The organism is Halomicrobium sp. HM KBTZ05 (assembly GCF_041530035.1).
In the GTDB taxonomy this organism is placed as follows: domain Archaea; phylum Halobacteriota; class Halobacteria; order Halobacteriales; family Haloarculaceae; genus Halomicrobium.
In genome coordinates this window covers 927,796-944,640 of record NZ_CP168057.1, presented here as the reverse complement: position 1 = coordinate 944,640, position 16,845 = coordinate 927,796, and the positions used below count along the sequence as shown (strand labels likewise).

Annotated in this window: 11 protein-coding genes and 1 pseudogene; 4 read left to right on the top strand and 8 right to left on the bottom strand. The window is 68.0% G+C overall.

The annotated features are described in order from the left end of the window. Positions 1 to 9: 9 nt before the first annotated feature. Positions 10 to 843, top strand: coding sequence for a hypothetical protein (locus ACAH01_RS04915; RefSeq protein ID WP_170095122.1), 834 nt, complete (start codon positions 10 to 12; stop codon positions 841 to 843). Between the two features lie 11 nt (positions 844 to 854). Here the strand turns inward: ACAH01_RS04915 and ACAH01_RS04910 are convergent, their stop codons facing one another. Next, the gene (locus ACAH01_RS04910; protein WP_372480437.1) at positions 855 to 1,583 is read right to left on the bottom strand and encodes a Yip1 family protein; all 729 of its coding nucleotides are present in this window, start codon (positions 1,581 to 1,583) and stop codon (positions 855 to 857) included. A 123-nt stretch (positions 1,584 to 1,706) separates the two neighbouring features. On the opposite strand from ACAH01_RS04910, the gene ACAH01_RS04905 reads away from it, so the two are divergent. Then, complete coding sequence (locus tag ACAH01_RS04905; protein ID WP_372480436.1) at positions 1,707 to 2,765, top strand: glycosyltransferase family 4 protein; 1,059 nt, start codon at positions 1,707 to 1,709, stop codon at positions 2,763 to 2,765. Positions 2,766 to 2,865: 100 nt separating this feature from the next. Beyond that, positions 2,866 to 4,749 carry a DEAD/DEAH box helicase gene (locus ACAH01_RS04900; RefSeq protein ID WP_372480435.1) on the top strand — a complete coding sequence of 628 codons (1,884 nt, stop codon included), beginning with the start codon at positions 2,866 to 2,868 and terminating at the stop codon, positions 4,747 to 4,749. Between the two features lie 89 nt (positions 4,750 to 4,838). Here the strand turns inward: ACAH01_RS04900 and ACAH01_RS04895 are convergent, their stop codons facing one another. Continuing rightward, positions 4,839 to 5,456, bottom strand: coding sequence for a class I SAM-dependent methyltransferase (locus tag ACAH01_RS04895; protein WP_170095125.1), 618 nt, complete (start codon positions 5,454 to 5,456; stop codon positions 4,839 to 4,841). A gap of 149 nt (positions 5,457 to 5,605) precedes the next feature. On the opposite strand from ACAH01_RS04895, the gene ACAH01_RS04890 reads away from it, so the two are divergent. After that, on the top strand, positions 5,606 to 5,755 hold the full coding sequence (locus tag ACAH01_RS04890; RefSeq protein WP_372480434.1) for a hypothetical protein: 150 nt from the start codon (positions 5,606 to 5,608) through the stop codon (positions 5,753 to 5,755). A 268-nt stretch (positions 5,756 to 6,023) separates the two neighbouring features. Here ACAH01_RS04890 and folP read toward each other — a convergent pair whose 3' ends face one another. The 6 genes and pseudogenes from folP to ACAH01_RS04860 all read right to left on the bottom strand — a co-directional run bounded on the left by folP (position 6,024) and on the right by ACAH01_RS04860 (position 16,561). Then, on the bottom strand, positions 6,024 to 6,815 hold the full coding sequence (gene folP / locus ACAH01_RS04885) for a dihydropteroate synthase (protein WP_372480791.1): 792 nt from the start codon (positions 6,813 to 6,815) through the stop codon (positions 6,024 to 6,026). Between the two features lie 459 nt (positions 6,816 to 7,274). Next, positions 7,275 to 8,465, bottom strand: a pseudogene (locus tag ACAH01_RS04880) (folylpolyglutamate synthase/dihydrofolate synthase family protein); the annotation flags it as partial. A 214-nt stretch (positions 8,466 to 8,679) separates the two neighbouring features. Beyond that, positions 8,680 to 10,371 (bottom strand): glycosyl hydrolase family 18 protein, encoded by a 1,692-nt coding sequence (locus ACAH01_RS04875; protein ID WP_372480433.1) that lies wholly within the window; start codon positions 10,369 to 10,371, stop codon positions 8,680 to 8,682. Positions 10,372 to 10,565: 194 nt separating this feature from the next. Then, complete coding sequence (locus ACAH01_RS04870) at positions 10,566 to 11,117, bottom strand: hypothetical protein (RefSeq protein ID WP_372480432.1); 552 nt, start codon at positions 11,115 to 11,117, stop codon at positions 10,566 to 10,568. A 39-nt stretch (positions 11,118 to 11,156) separates the two neighbouring features. After that, positions 11,157 to 11,738, bottom strand: a complete 582-nt coding sequence (locus ACAH01_RS04865) for an SHOCT domain-containing protein (protein WP_372480431.1) — start codon at positions 11,736 to 11,738, stop codon at positions 11,157 to 11,159. 56 nt (positions 11,739 to 11,794) lie between these two features. Then, positions 11,795 to 16,561: a PAS domain S-box protein gene (locus ACAH01_RS04860; protein WP_372480430.1), complete on the bottom strand. Its 4,767-nt coding sequence runs from the start codon at positions 16,559 to 16,561 to the stop codon at positions 11,795 to 11,797. Between the last annotated feature and the right edge of the window lie 284 nt (positions 16,562 to 16,845).

Here is a 16,845-nt window from a genome sequence, read left to right as displayed (position 1 = left end):
GAAACTGCAATGCCAAACCGAAGGACATTCCTCCTCACTGCGGGTTCGCTCGCGACTGTCGGAGCTACTGGTGCTGTCACTGCACAGCGACAGTCACAGAAACCGACGACCGACGTAGTCGGCGAGGCGTTCCACCAGGGACTGGTGCGAAACGGGTCCGAGGGCGCGACTCGCGCACTCGAAGGCTTCCGGCTAGAGCCGTCGGTCGAGGCGACACGGGACTTCCAGGTCAACGAAGACGTGCGAGCGGAAGTCGCGGCAGAGACGAACGATTCCACCACCGAACAGGACGTGGAACCGGAGTACACGTACAACGATCCGGAAAACTCGGACTCGGAACTGGTCGTCGGCGTCAGCGACGCGGGCGGCGACGAGGTGTGGGTCGCGGTCGGGATGACACTGGAGGGGCTCAACCGCACCATCCGGAACTCCTGGTGGTGTGACGACGCCATCGGAATCGGGTACATCAACGGCGACTGGGCCCCTGTCGGAGAGCCAAGCGTCAGCGCGACGGAACGTCACTCGGCGAAGTTCACCTCCGACGACGTCGCACAGGACGCACTCGCCGGGACGGTCGATATCGTCAATCACAACGACTTCGGTGCCGCGGCCGGGGACTCGCTGCCGAGTGCGTCCGCGAGCCTGACCGCGAAGTTCCGACTGCGCGACGACGGCGAACCGAGCACGATCTGGGGCTCGTACACGCACACCTTCGCCGGCTCGCCGACCTCGTCGATACAGGGCATCTCCGGCGGTGCCGGTGGCCTCTCGGTCAATCTGAGTCTGGGTGCTGCGAACGCGTGGAGTATCGCACACCCGACTGACCCAGCAGACAAGCTGTAACGTCGAGCCCACTAGGCCAGTCCGACCACGAACAACAGGAGCGCGACGATGCCGGCGACGACGGCCGCCCCACCTCGGGAGACGTTCCGGCCGCGTTCGAGCCCGAACACCCAGATGACGGCACCCCAGAGCGAACCGGCGGCGTTGAGCGCCAGCGCGATCGGCACCCACTCGTTGATCCGGCCAAGCAGCATCGATTGGAAGGTGGCGGGCTCCATCCCCATGGTGATGGTCACGGGATCCATCGTCACCCACAGCGTCGCGATGGCAAGGGGCAACGTCACCAGTGTCGGGGCGAACCCCCAGGCGGCGACGGTCAGCGTGTTGCCGAACGACCCCTGGCCGCCGGCCAGCGCCGTCCCGAGATGGAGCAGTCCGGCGACGGCGAACAGGAAGATTGGAACGCCGACGAGGATCGGGCCGTAGAACTGCCCCATCGCTTTGTCGATGATCACGTCGATGTTGCGCTCGATCTGGGCCGGTTCGTCACAGCCGAAGGTCGTGTTCGTCTCGGAGAACGTCTCGTTCATCCGCCCGTCACAGAACTGTTCGGACGGGCGGTCCGGGTTGTCGACCATCACGGTGCCGTCGATTTTCGCGGTGAAGACCGCACCGAGTCCGGCCACCATCACGAGCGTGCCGACCACGACCAGCGCGGCGACGACCAGACCACGATCGAACGTCGGCTCGTGGTCTGCGAAGTATCTATCCGGGCGGAGGAGGGGCGTTCGCGGGGCCATGTACGGACGGCTGCAGAGACGGATGAAATGCTTTGTGGATTCCGGCAAGAGAGCGCACGTCGCGGTCCCGACGGACGCCCCGGCAACGGTTGGATTTTTCACGGGCCACGTTGACCGTCAGGTATGCGCGTCGCGTTCGTCGCCATGGAGACGACCCACCACCGGGACACAGAGGGGGCCCGCCGACTCGAACGCGTCGCCCAGCAGCTGACCGAGCGGGGCCACGAGGTGACGATCTACTGCGCTCGCTGGTGGGACAGCGACCTGCGGACCTTCGAGCCCGAGGACATCACCTACCGCGCGGTGACGGCGACGCCGAACGCGGCAGCGTTCGCGACGCGCCTGCCCGTTCGCCTCGCGCGTCACCCGCCGGACGTGATCCACGCCAGTCCGCGCCCGCCCGGTGGCGTCGTGGGGGCCAGCGTCGGCGGGACGATCACGCGCGCCCCCGTGCTGGTCGACTGGTTCGGCGACGAGGCGATCGGTGCCAGCCGACTGGTCGACCGCGCGGCAAAGAGCCCGGACTGCGTGGTCACGCCGTCGGAGATGGTCCGGACGACCGTCCGGGAACACGGTGCCAGCAGCGACCAGACGGCGATCGTCCCGGAGAGCATCGACATGGCACAGATCCGAGACACCGAGCCCGCAGCGACCGTCGACGTGGCCTTCGCCCACCCGCTGGACGAGAGCGCCAACGTCGAGAGCCTCCTGCTCGGCCTGGCAGAGCTTCGGGAACGGGACTGGTCGGCGAAGATCGTCGGCGACGGACCCTACCGCGAGGACTACGAGCGACAGGTCCGCGACCTGCGCATCGAGGACCGCGTCGAGTTCGTCGGAGCCTGTGACCGCGAGGAGCGAATCAGCATCTACCGTGGCGCACACGTCTTCGTCCAGACGGCCTACCGGGAGTACTTCGCCAGCGAGTTGCTGTGGGCACTCGCCTGTGGCTGTATCGGCATCGTCGAGTATCAGGCCCGCTCTAGCGCCCACGAACTGATCGAACACCGCGAGCGCAGCTTCCGGGTCACGAGCACCCAGCAGATGGCAGACGCCATCGTCGCGAGCGGCGACTACCCCCACGAGACGATCGACGAATCGCTCGCCGAGTACGACCACGACGCCGTCCGCGAGCAGTATCTCGAACACTACCGCCGGCTGATCGAGGCCCACGGCCTGCTGTGATGTGGCGCGTCGTCGACCGGGCAAACGTCGCGAGAATCCGCATGCATCACTGGCGCCAGTGACACAAGGTGTTTACTCGTCGGGCCGATACCCATCCCCAGTGACCACAGAGGACGACGCCGAGGCCGGCGGTGACGGCGCGGGCGACCAGCCCGAGACGCTGACCGTCGCCGACGTGTACGACGCCATCGACGCGGTCGGCAAACCACACCTCACCCCGGCGGAGGTGGCCGGCAAGACCGGGTTCACCGCCGACGCGGCCCGCGAGGCGCTGGCGCGGCTGAGCGAGGACGCCGAGCTGGAACGCCAGGACGTGGCCGGTGCCGAGGCGGTCTACTACCCGCCGGACCTGGACGCGGTGACCGACCGCGAGCGGGTGATTCTCTTTCCGGACCGCCACGAGATCGTCGTGGAACACGCAGACCAGTTCACCCGCGCACAGCTCTCGCAGTTCGCCCACCTCGTCGACACGAACCGCTCCGGCGGCGCGATCTACGAGATCCGAGAGGAGGACGTGTGGCAGGCTCCCTACGAGTCGCTCTCGGACCTGCTTGCGACGATCCACGACGTGGTCGGCGAGCGCTCCGAACACCTGGCGGAGTGGGTCCGCAGCCAGTGGGAACGCGCCCGGAAGTTCAGGCTCGTGACCCACGAGGACGGCTACACCGTCCTCGAAGCCGAGAACGACGACCTGATGGGCAACGTCGCCCGCCAGAAGCTCGACGACGACGTGTTGCGTGCGCCGATCTCGGACTCGGAGTCGTGGGTCAACGAGGAGCAGACCGCCCAGCTCAAGCGCACGCTGTACGAGGCGGGCTATCCGGTCCGGGACGACCGCGACCTCGAAGACGGCGACGCGCTGTCGGTCGAACTCGGCCTGCCGCTGCGGGACTACCAGGCCGACTGGGTACAGCGCTTCCAGGAGCAAGGGTCGGGAGTGTTCGTCGGCCCGCCGGGATCGGGCAAGACCGTCGCGACGATGGGCGTGATGGAAGCCCTCGGCGGCGAGACGCTGATTCTCGTCCCCTCCCGAGAGCTGGCGAGCCAGTGGCGCGAGGAACTGCTCAGACACACCGACTTGGACGAGAGCCAGATCGGCGAGTACCACGGCGGCGAGAAGACGATCCGGCCGGTGACGATCGCCACCTACCGGACCGCCGGGATGGACCGCCACCGCAAGCTGTTCGACGAACGGCGCTGGGGCCTGATCGTCTACGACGAGGTCCAGCACATCCCCGCGGACGTGGCCCGCCGCAGCGCCCGCCTGCAGGGCAAGCATCGCCTGGGACTGACCGCGACGCCGGTTCGAGAAGACGACAGAGAAGAGGAGATCTTCACGCTCGTGGGGCCGCCCATCGGCACCGACTGGTCGGCGCTGTTCGACGCCGGCTTCGTCCAGGAGCCGGAGGTCCAGATCCGCCTCGTCCCCTGGAGCGACGACGCGACCGCCGACGAGTACGTCTCCGCCGTGGGCCACGGCCGCCGCCAGACCGCCGCGACGAACCCGGCGAAGATCGAAGAACTGCGCTACCTGCTGGCCGAACACCCCCACGCGAAGGCGCTGGTCTTCGTCGAGTACCTCGACCAGGGCGAGGCCATCGCCGCGGCGCTGGACGTGCCCTTCATCAGCGGCGAGACTCGCCACGCCGAGCGAGAACGGCTGTTCGACGACTTCCGCCGGAACGAGCGCGACACCCTGGTGATCTCTCGGGTCGGCGACGAGGGGATCGACCTCCCCGACGCCGAGCTGGCGATCGTCGCCTCCGGCCTCGGCGGATCCCGCCGACAGGGAGCACAGCGGGCCGGCCGGACGATGCGCCCCGTCGGCGACGCACAGCTCTATCTCCTCGCGACGCGGGGCACCGAGGAGGAGGACTTCGTCCGCCAGCAGATGCGCCACCTCGTCTCCAAGGGGATTCGCGTGACCGAGCAAGACGCCGAAGCGGTGGGCGAACCGACTGGCGACGACACAGTAGCCGAGTAACAGTTCTGGGACTGCGGGGGCACGCGCTCGGTCCCCCACATTCAGTGTCGCAGTACGCCGGTCGGCGGCGACAGACGGAGAGATCGGTATTACGCCCGCCCCCAGAACACGGAGAATCCGTCCGATTCGACCTCGGGCAGTCGCTCGTCGACGATCTCGAAGCCCGCCGTCTCGACGATCTCGCGGCTCTTTGCGGGGCCGAAGTAGCTCCACTCCATCGCCGTCCCGGTGTCGAGCCAGTCGTCGTTGCGGCCCTCCCACCCCTCGATGGCACCCATCGACACGAGCAGGTCGCCGCCGGGTCGGAGGACGCGGTGGAACTCCGAGAGGACGCGCTCGTGTTCTTCCTTCGGGACGTGGATGATCGCGTAGAACGAGCAGAGCGCGTCGAAGGCGTCGTCGGCGAAGGGCAATCGAGCGAGGTCGCCTCGGACCAGGTCGGCCGCCGGGACGTGCTCGCGGGCCAGTTCGAGCTGGCTCGTCGCGATGTCCAGCCCGACCGACTCGTGGGCGCGGTCCAGACGCTCCAACACGGGCCGGCCAGCGCCACAGCCGGCGTCGAGCACGCGACTGCCGTCGGCCAGCGACGCGAAGCAGTCCGCACCGATCCCGTCGTCGAGGGCCGGCGGCGTCTCCGTCTCCCGGTACTCGTCGTAGGCGGTGGCGATCTCCTCGTACCCGCCCCGGACCACGTCGCGTTGCTCCATGCCAGCGGTCGCGGCGGCGAGGAGGATGGCTCTTGTGGTCGTCTGGAAACCGTTCTCGTGGTACTGTGTCGACCGTGTCGTGACAGTACTCTTGGCGGTATCCGTCGACCGCCCGGTATGTCCGTCACAGAACTGACCACCGACGAGCAGTGGGACGCGGCCGTCCCGATCCTCCGGCAACGTACGTCGCGCTGGCGTGCCCGCGGGACAACGACGATGGGCTGGCGTTCTACGACAGCGAAGGGCTGGAGCAGTGGGGGTACGTGGTGGAGACGGAACTGGACGGCGACGGGAACTGAACGGTCTCACTCTCGATACGACGCGAACGCTGCCAACTGAACGCCCTCGCCCCGCTCGACGGTGCTGCGAGCTATTCTCGCTACGCTCGGATAGTGCCCTCGCAGCACCGTCGAGTGCGTCTCGCCGGTTCGGCCACCAGGACCGCACAGCACGGCACCGCAGCCACGCACCTCCCCAACCGATTCGCTCCTTTCAGTCGCTCATCCCTCGCACAGTGATCGCTCGCGATGGAACGCGAGCGAGCGCGCGCCGCCCTCGATTTCCGTCTCAGTTCTCCTCGACGAACGACTCGGGATCGTCAGCGGCTTCGACGACGTTCACCGCGCGGACCGCTTCGGGCACGTCGTGGACGCGAACGATGTCGGCTCCTCGTTCGGCGGCCAGCGTCGTGCCGGCGATGGTGGCGTCCAGACAGTCACCGGCCTCGGCTCCGACGAGTTCGAACATCGACTTGTGGGAGTGGCCGACCAGGATCGGGCAACCGAGCGACTGGAACTCTTCGAGTCGGCCCAGCAGCTCGAAGCTCTCGGCGGCCGTCTTCCCGAATCCCAGCCCCGGATCGACCACGATCTGCTCGCGGTCGAGCCCCGCTTTCTCGGCCAGCAGGACGCGTTCGGTGAGCTGGTCGATGCAGTCCTCGACCACGTCGTCGTAGTCGACGGCGCTGTCGGGATCGACCGGCACCTCGATGCTGTGCATCACGACGACGGGCACGTCGTAGTCGGCGGCGACGAGGCGCATCTCGGGATCTTCGAGCCCGGACACGTCGTTGAGGATGTCCGCACCGGCGTCCAGTGCGGCGCGGGCGACCGGTGCCTTGCGGGTGTCGACGGCGACGGCGGCGTCGAGGTCGGCGAGGCGCTCGATCACCGGGACGATGCGCTCGATCTCCTCCTCGACGGGAACCTCGTCCGCACCGGGGCGGGTGGACTCGCCGCCGACGTCGAGGACGTCGACGCCGGCCGCGACCATCGACTCGGCGCGGGCGACGGCGTCCTCGACGGCGTCGTACTCACCGCCGTCGTGGAAGGAGTCCGGCGTGATGTTACAGATCCCCATGACTGCGGTGCCGTCCTCCCAGGGATAGCCGCGGTCTCGATCGGGCTGCTGGATGTCCAGCGCGGTCCGGAGTTCGTCGGCCAGCGACGCGAGGCCGTACGGTTGGCCGTCGAGTTTGTCCGTCAGGCGGCGGAACTGGGCCATCGTCCCCATCAGGAGTACGTCGAGCATCTCCTCGTCCTGGTCGTTCAGCCCCGAGATCGCACAGTCCCCGCCCAGCGAGAGCAGTTCTTCTTTGAGGTACTGTGCCTGTCGGGGCTGGACGCGCGTCTTGAGGAGGCGATGGACTGCCTTGCCGCGCATACGCCACGCACCGGCGTCGGTGACGTGAGCGGCGTCGATGGTCTCGCGTGCCGCCGCCACGCCGTCGACCTGCTTGGGGATCGTCGGCCGGATCCAGCGCTGGCGAGCCTCGGCGACGGCGTAGAGCGAGCCCGTGACCAGTACACAGTCGTCCTCGCCGGCCGCGTCGAGGGCCACGTCGAACGCGCCGGCCACGTCGCTGCGCGTCTCGACGCTGGCTGCGGTCTCGTCTCGGAACGCCTTCGCGACGACCTGCTCGTCTTCTGCGCGGTCTCGGTCGGGCTCGCAGGCGACGACGTGGTCGGCCCCGTCGAGTGCCCCCGCGATGGCACGCAGGTCCTTGTCGACCATCGAGCCCGCGACGACGTGGAGGTCGTCGTAGTCGAACGTGGCAAGCGTCTCGACGACCCGTTCGACGCCGCCGGGGTTGTGCGCGCCGTCCAGTACCACCAGCGGGTCCCGTCCCATGATCTCGAAGCGACCGGGCCAGTGGGCGTTTCGCAGGCCGCGTTCGATCGTCGCCTCGTCGACGGCCGCGACCTGGCGACACAGCGTCGCGGCGATCCCGGCGTTGATCGCCTGATGAGCGCCCAGCAGCGGGAGGTTCGTCTCGACACGCCAGTCGTCGCCCGTGATCGACACCGACCCCTCCAGTCCTTCGCGGCCGTTGTCGGTGACCGTCACGTCGCCGCTGGTGTCGGCGACGGTGACCACGTCCCCGGCCACGTCCCGGACGGCGTCGAGCGCGTCGCCCTCGGTGGCGGTCACGAGCGGGCGGTCCGCGGGCGCGACGTGTGCCTTGTCTCGGGCGATCTCTGCGACCGTGTCGCCCAGGATGTCCGTGTGTTCGAGCGTCACCGTCGTCACCGCGCTGGCGACGGGGTCGACGACGCTGGTGGCGTCGAGCTTGCCGCCGATGCCGACCTCGACGACCGCCACGTCGACCGACTGGCGCTCGAACTCCCAGTAGGCCAGTGCCGTCAGCGTCTCGAAGAGAGTCGGCGAGGTGCCGTCGGCCGCCCGATCGGTGACGTACGGCTCGACGGACTCGACGAACTCGACGACCGCCGACTCGGTGATCTTCCGGCCGTTGACCCGGATGCGTTCGCGAACGTCGTCTAAGTGTGGCGAGGTGTACAGGCCCACGTCGAGCCCCGCCTCCCTGAGCGTGCGTTCGACCATGCGAGCCGTGCTTCCCTTGCCGTTCGAGCCGGCGATCTGCACGCAGTCCAGCGAGTCGTGCGGGTCGCCCAGATGGGCCAGCAGCGACCGAGTGGCCTCCGTGCCCGGTCGGAGCGCGAATCGGCGGAGATCGAAGAGGAAGTTCGCCGCCTCGTGGAACTTCATGCCCAAAGCAATCCAGTGGGCGCGCTTTAGACTGGCGGTTACGGGAGCCGGCGAACGTCGAGCCACGCCTCACACGACGGCACTGCGATGGGCGTGGAGATCGTCGTCCCAGCGGCGTCTCATACGGACAGTTGTCGTTGCGTACCGTGAGCGCTGGACGGGTAGACGCTCACCGGAACATCACTACAACTGTCGTCTCCCGGTCGCTGGCGCATCACTTCCCGAGTGCGTCGTTGACCGCGTCGAGCAGCGTCTCGTTGGGGTCGTGGCCGGAGGCCCAGTACATGATGGCGTGGCCCCGCTCGTCGGCGTAGTCGGCCTTGACCGTGACCGACTCCTCGTCGTCGTAACTCAGCAGGCTGGTGCCGTCGAACTTGTAGGGGACCTTGGCCTCGTCGTCCCAGTAGCGAGTGTGGTCACCGAACTGCTGGGCGATGTCGGCGAAGCCGGTCGCCCCGCCGCTGCCCTCGAAGGGCTGGAGCAGTCCGTCGTTGGCCGTCCCCTCGACGCCCGTGAACTCTCGACCGTAGAAGGCAAGCCCCATGACGAGTTTCTCGGCGGGCCACCCCTGGTCGCGCATGTACGAGAGGGTGTTGTGGATCGAGTCGTCGCTGTCGGCACCGGAGGTGGCGTACAGCGGTGAGTTGTGGTTAGTCTCGTCGACCCAGACCGGAGAGTGCATGTCGTAGGTCATCATCTTCGCGTAGTCCAGCGCGTCGGCGAGTCGGTCGTGGGGGAGCCCGGAGAGGTGTGACTCTGCATGGTTCAGCGCCGCAGTGAGGTAGTAGTCGGTGTCGTCCTCCTCGGCGGCCGCGTCGAACTGTCGGCGACACTCCTCGATCAGCGCGGCGAAGTTCTCCTCGTCGTCGGGATACGACGTGAGTCCGTCGGGACCGTACGGACCGGGGAACTCCCAGTCGATGTCGATACCGTCGAGATCGCGGTCACGCAGTAGCGCGACACACTCGCTGGCGAAAGTCTCCCGGCTCTCCTGGTCGCTGGCCAGTTCCGGGAACCCCTGGGAGTTCTTCCAGCCGCCGATCGAGAGGAGCGTGGTGACACCGTCGATGCCCCCGGCGTCCCACGGTGCCGAGACGGAGCCGTCGGCGCTGACGCTGCCGAACGTCTGGATGACGTGGGTGAGCTTGTCGGCCGGGGCCGCTCCCTGGAACTCGTAGGCCATGACCGGGTGCTCGTCCCAGCCCGGCGAGGACCCGTCTTCCTCGGAGACCGACACCGTCGTCGTGGCCGAGTCACTGGCCCCCGAGCCGTCGGTGATGGTCAGGCTGACGGCGTACTCCCCGGCGGACTCGAACGACCGCGTGTGTTCGACGCCGGTCACGGTGTCGGCGTCGATGGTCCACTCGTAGTCCAGCGCGTCGCCGTCGGGGTCCGAGGAGTCGGCCCCAGAGAACGTCACCGTCTCGCCCGGCGTCGGTGCCGAGGGCGTGACGCCGACGACGGCCGTCGGTGCCCCGTCCTCGTCACCGCCGGAGCCGTCGTCGCTCTCGACCAGTGTCCAGACGGTCGCGTCGGCGGCGGGCTCGGTCCCTTTCGTCCACCACGCTGCCTCCCAGACGGAGCCGTCGTGGGTCACCCGGTCCCCGCCACTGTAGGCGACGCTGGCGTCCCAGGCCGGGTACGAGCTGTCGTCGGAGTCGTCACCGCCACCGTCGGCGGCGTCGACCCGTTCCCAGACCGCCGCGTCCGTCGACGGGGCCGTCCCCTGGGTCCACCAACCGGCCTCCCAGACGGAACCGTCGTAGGTCACTCGATCCCCGCCGGTGTAGACGGTGCCGTCGTCGTAGGACGGGGGTGATTGCTGTGCCGCTGCTGTGCCAGCGCCGGTCACCGCTGCGACCAGCGCCGAGGCGTGCCGAAGAACGTCGCGTCGTGTTTCTCTCATAGGTACGAACGGCCGACCGATCGGGGCGCTCCGCCGGAGAACCCGACGCCCAACATCCCCCCGCGTCGGTGGCTAGACAGTGCCACACGAAGGGCGGGAATAATACTGTCGATGCACATCGAAATAATGTGTCGGAAGAGAGAACGACCACCAGTCGCTTCGCCCCTCGCCGCCGGCTTTCGCGTCGCTGACGGTCAGTGCTCGCGTTCGTCGGGCCGCTGGACGCGGCGCAACACGGCACCACCGAGCGAGAGCAGGGCCATTCCGACCAGCGGCGCGGCGTCGACCGTCTCCTCGTCGGCCGGCGACCGAGATCGCTCGGGGCTCGGCTCGTCGCCGTCACCGAACGGACCCGGGAGCGTCCCCACGTCCGGGATCGGAACGCCGTCGGGCACCGGAACGTCCGGCAGCGTCTCGCCGGACCGCCGACGGTACACCACCACTGCGACCGCCATCAGCAGCGCCACCACTGCGGTGCCGAGCGCGGCCACCAGGAGCGTCCGACGCCCGCCGTCGCTCTCTTCGGGACTGTCCTCGGGGGCGACCTGATCGCCGGCACCGGGTGGCGGCGTCTCGCCGACGCGTGGCCCGGTTCGCTCTCCGTGCGGTGCGCTCGCGCGCTCGTCGTCGGTCTCGTCGCGCTCGAACGCCGCTGACACGGACGGCTCGACGCCGAGCGATTCGAGGAGGGCACGCATCGCCTCGGCGTCGACGTCGAAGCGAAACACGCTGAACTCGTCGGTCATACGACTACCGACGGCGGGCCGCGGTATAAAATCAGCGTGCTACTCGGCGTCGGATTCGAGTTCGGTACTGGAGGGTGCGCTGTCGGCCGCTGTTCGGGCCGTCGTCTGCTCTTCGCCGGCGGCGAGGTCGGGCTCGATCTCGTCTCCGGCCGACTCGGCCGCGTCGTCGTCGGCCTCGGCCAGCAGCACCTGCAACTGGCGCTCGTACTCGACCTCCGTGATATCGCCGTCGACGTAGCGCTCTTTCAGTCGCTCGCGCTTGGTCTCCGTCGAGACGGCGAAGCGGTCGGCGAGCCCCAGTCGAGACAGCGGCGGGACGAGTCGCTCGGCGCGTTCGAACCCGTCGGCGACACGGTCGTTCTCGGGCAGAGAGGGCAGCGACGCCCGGCGTGCCAGGGTGACCAGAAAGGCCAGTGCGAACGCGACGTCTGCGGCGACCAGGAGGGCAGCGATCGACAACACGAGTGCCATATCGCCCAGCACGGCACCGAGACCGGCACCGCCGGCCAGTCCGGCGAGGACCGCGACCAGTCCCACACCGACGGTCCCGACCGCGAGGACCGTCGTCACCGCGACGAGCGCGAGCAACAGCCAGTGGCGATTGCGGCTGAACCAGGACACGGGCAGGCTTGGAGCGGCGGCGATAAAAACGCGCGGTGATCGAGCGCGACACCCACTCATTCCGCGTCGGGCTCGTCGTCGAACAGCTGTCGCATGACCCGCTGTTGGCCCAGCCGGAGGTGGCGGTTGACGGTCGGCTGTGACACGTCGAGCATCGCTGCGAGCTCCTGGCCGGTCGTGTCGCGCGGCCAGTTGAAGAATCCCGAGAAGTAGCCCGTCCGGAGGACCTCCCGCTGGCGATCCGTCAGCGCTTCCAGGATCGTCTCGGCGAGCGCGGGGTCGGACTCCGCGGCGCGCGCTCGTTCGCGTCGGCTGACCAGTTCGACCGTTCCCTCGTCGGTGAGCGTCTGGACGAACGAGCGCACGTCCACCGAGGTCGGCACGTCGACCTCGACGTCGATACCGGACTCCTCGGCGGCGATCTTTCGCACTCGCCCGCCCTGGCGGACGAGTCGAGCGATGACCGTCTCGCCCTGGATCGTCACCTCGAACACGCCGCCGTCCTCGCTCTCGGAGACGAGGTGGTGGTCGGCGATCGTATGCCGGTCGGCCAGCAGCTCCGAGACGGTCGTGGGATCACAGCCACTCATCCGGACGAACAGTCGTGTCTCGTCTGAGGAGACGGTGCCCACGCCCTCGTAGGTGACCGTACAGCCGCTCTCGAACGCGATGTCGAGCAGCGGGTCCGTCGTGTCCTCGACGCGCAGTTCGAGCGCGGTCAGCGTGTCGGCGTTGAGCGCCCGCCGGGTCGTGATGCTCGTGATCGCGTTGGCGATGCTCGTCCCCAGCTCCGCGAACACGGCGGTCTCGAACTCGCCGAACACGTCCGGCTCGTCGGCGTACACCGTCAGCACGCCGTACTGGTAGTCGTCGAGCGAGACGGGGACCGCGAGCGCCGACTGGTGACCCACGGCCAGTGCCGCCTGTCGCCACGCCGCCTGCTGGACGTTCTGGGCGATGTTCGAGACGGCGACCGGCTCGTCGTCGAGCGCCGCCGAGACGGCCGGGTCCGAGTGCGTCGCCGAGCGGTCGAACGACGGCGTGTCGAGATACGATTCCCCCTCACCGGCCCAGGCACGAGCCTGGAGCGTCTCGCCGCCGGGATCGAACGACCCGATCCAGGCGAAAGAGATGTCCTCGTCGTCGACCAGTCGCTCGCACACCGCCGCTTCGAGCTGGTCTCGGTCGGTCGCACCGATGAGGGTCTGATCGACGGAACGGATCGTCTCGTTGGCCCGGATCTGGCGTCTGAGTCGGTCGTTCTGGGCCTCGATCTCGGCCTCGCGCTCGCGCAGCGTGGCCTCGCTTTCGAGTCGCTCGAAGGCGGCCGCCGCGGTCGCGACCAGCGTCTCGACGAGAGAGCGATCCCTCTCACCGATCTCGCCTGCCTCGTCGAGTGCGGCGAAGACGCCGTGGCTCCCGATCGGCACCACGATGCCGGTGTCGGCCGCGTCGACGAAGGGGCCCGACTCGCCGCTGGTGTCGACGCCTTCGAGGACGCTCTGGGTCCCGGTGACGTAGGCGTGCCAGAGGAACGACTCCGTCCCCGGCCCGACGGCATCCGGCTCGCCGCCACAGAGCGCTTCGAAGCCCGGAGACACCGAGGCGGGTTCGAGCAGGTTCGTCGTCTCGTCGTACAGGTAGATCCCGACGGCGGCCTGGTCGAGCAGCGACGCGGCCGTGTCGACGATCAACCGGGTGGCGTCGTCGATCGACTCCGTCGTCAACAGCCCGCGCGCCGAGTCGTGGAGCGACTCCAGCGCGAGTTCGCGTTGCTTCTGTGCGGTGATGTCCTGGACCGAGCCTCTGATCTCGACGACAGTGCCGTCTTCGAGGACCGGCTCTCCGATGGTGTGGACCCACCGCTGGGTGCCGTCGGGAGTGTCGAGTCGCAGTTCCTGCTCCCACGCGATCCCGTGGTCGAGCGCGCGCTCGATGGCGCTGCGGTGTCGCTCCCGGTCGTCGGGGTGATAGAACTGGGGCATCGCCTCCACCGAGCGGGCCTCGTCGTCGGCCAGTCCGAAGATGTCGAACAGTTTGTCGGTCCACTTGGTGTCGACGGCCGCGCCGTCCTCGACGACCGCTGCCCAGCCGCCGATCGCCGCCATCTCTTCGGCGCGGGAAAGCAGGTCCGTCGTGCGTTCGAGCTGGCGCTCCCGGCGCTTTCGCTCGCTGATGTCTCGCCCGATCCCCGCGACGAGCTGGTTCCCGTCTGGGTCTTCGAGAGCGACGGCGACGAACTCGTGGGGGACCCGCTCGCCGTCTTTGGTCAGGTAGGGAACCTCGACTACCCCGTCACCGGTCGCTTTCGTCTCCTCGATCGCCGCCTCGATCTGGTCTCGGTGTTCGGGCGCGAAGAAGTCCGTCGCGTGCATCGATTCGATCTCCGCGTCCGAGTAGCCCGTCACCTGGGTGTGTGCGCTGTTCCAGCGCTGGAGGGAGCCGTCCTCGTCGAGGACGTAGAACACGTCGTCGACGGCGTCGAGGATGTCCTCGGTGAACTCCCGGTAGCGGTCGAGTTCGCGCTGGTGTTCCCGGAGCTGGCGCTCCTGGCACTTGCGCTCCGTGATGTCCTCCATGACGGCCATGATCCCGGTGATCTCGCCGTCGACGCCTCGCAGCGGGGCCGCCGAGAGGCTCACGTCGATCAGCGTGCCGTCCTTGCGGCGTCGTCGCGTCTCGACGCTGTTGATCGACTCGCCGGACAGCAGGCGGTCCCGGAACGCGTCGAACTCTGAGGCTCTGTCGGCCGGGACGAACGGCAGCGTGTCGCCGACGACCTCCGACTCGCTCCAGCCGAAGATGCGCTCGGCAGCGGGGTTCCACAGCTCGACGACGCCGTCGGTGTCGATCAGAACGAGGGCGTCGGGCGAGGCGTCGATCAGGGTGTTGAGCCGCTCGTTGGTCCGGCGAAGCTCGCGCTCCTGAGCCTTGCGATCGGTCACGTCGGTGACGACCCCCTCCAGGGCTCGGACGGTCCCGTCGTCGTAGATGCCGACACCGCGTTCCCACAGCCACCGACGCTGCCCGTCCGCTGTCTCGATCGGGTAGGTGACCTGGAACTGTTCGTGGTCGTCGACGGCGCGCTGGACCGTCTCCCACAGCTCGTCGTTGTCGCCGACGATGACGTCTTCGGCCCAGTTGACCGCTCCGCTCCGGATCGCCGCCGGGTCGTAGCCCGTCAGCTCCCGGCACCCGTCGCTGACGAACTCGAACGGCCAGTCGGGTTCGTTTCGGCAGCGATACACCATCCCCGGGAGGTTGCTCATCAGCGTCGCCAGTTCGCGCTTTCGTTCACGGAGCTTTCGTTCGCGTGCCTGTCGCTCGGTGATGTCCTTGCTGATCCCCATGACGCCGATGATCTCGCCCGACTCGTCACGGTACGGGTACTTGTTGTCGAGGAAGGTCCGGCGCTCGCCGTCGATCTCCGCCGTCGTCGTCGTCGTCACGGTTTCGCCCGACGAGAGGACGTGACGGTCCTCCGAGACGAGCGTCTCGACGGTCCCGCTGTCGAAGAGTTCGTCGTCTCGCTTCCCCAGGATCTCCGCCGGCTCGCGGTCGAACAGCGCCGCGGTCGCTTCGTTGACGAACTGGTAGACGCCCTCGGAGTCCTTGATGTAGATCTGGTTGGTCGTGTTCTCGACGATCGCCTCCAGTTTCCGCTCGTGCTCTTTTCGCTCGGTGACGTACTGCGTGACGCCGATGAGGCCCCGGATCTCGCCGTCGGGTCCCCGCCAGGGCACCTTGGACGTGACTACCCACTCCTTCGCCACGGGATCGTACTCCTCTTGCCCGATAATCGGCTCGCCAGACTCGATGACCTGCATGTCGTCGGCGTAGGTCCGTTCGGCCAACGCCTCGTCGTAGATGTCGAGGTCGGTCTTGCCGCGGTACCACTCCTCGTCCTCGGGGAACTCGGTCACCCGGTCGGAGACCGACTTGCGGACGTGTCTGCCCGCCTCGTCTTTGACGTACAGGGAGACGGGCAACTCCTCGAACAGGGAATCGAGCATCGAGGCGTGTCGCTCCAGCGTCGCCATCCGTTCGCGGCGCTCGACCGTCTGGCTGATCCACCGTCCCATGAGATCGACGAAGACCTTCTCGGCGTGGCTGAGCGAGCGCTCGCGGGGCTCCGAGCCGGCGAAACAGAGCGTCCCGTACAGTTCGCCATCGACGAGCAGCTTCGAGCCGATGTAGCTGCGCACGTCCGAGTCCGCGTACTCGGCCTCGTCGAGGTCGCTCGCCGCGGCCGTGTCGGCGATGCCGAGCACATCGGCGGACGTGATCGTCCGCTGACAGAGCGTCTCGGAGAGATCGAACACGCTCCCCTCGGCGACGAGCGGACCGGTCGCCCGCTCGATCTCGTACCGGTCGTCGGCTTCGTCGATCTGTGCGATGAAGCCGGTCTCGACCCCGAGTCGCTCACAGCCCAGTTCGAGCAGTCGATCGAGCTTCGCGTCGTCGTCGAGCGCCGGGTCGCTCGTGATCTCGTAGAGCGAACGGCGAAACGCCTCGTCGGTCCGGTCCTCGGCGTCGGTCGCCGCGACGAGATCGCCGATCGCGTCGTACAGCGCACCGATCTCGTCGTCGCGGTCGGTCGTGAACGTAACGTCGTCCGCGCCGGCTGCCACGCGACGCACCTTCTCGGTCAACTGTGCGATCGGATCGTCGGCGTCGCCCCGGACCGCAAGCCCGACCAGTCCGGTGAGCACGAACGCGATCGAGAACGTGTCAAAGCCCGTCGCACCGCTGGAGACCGAGACGAACCACTCCCCGCTGGCCGCCCCGACGAACGGGGCCACGTCGTGCCAGAGTGAGATCATGTGTCTGAGTTAACAACGGACGATAATGACTTGCAGGGGTCGCACGGACGAGCCCGCGCGTCACAGTCGAATCGAGGTAGTCGCGCAATACCCGCAGTGATACTGCCGGCTGTCACTTCGTGACGATCTTCGCCACCCCGGGGTGGCGAAATCAGTCACAGATGTACAGCCGGTAGTATGAAACCACACGACGGAGCCGCGGCGACGGAGAGACGCTATATGTATAGCCCAGAGACGCCCCCGCGACGAATATAGTTCTAGGGGAAGCCAAAGGAGACAGCGGG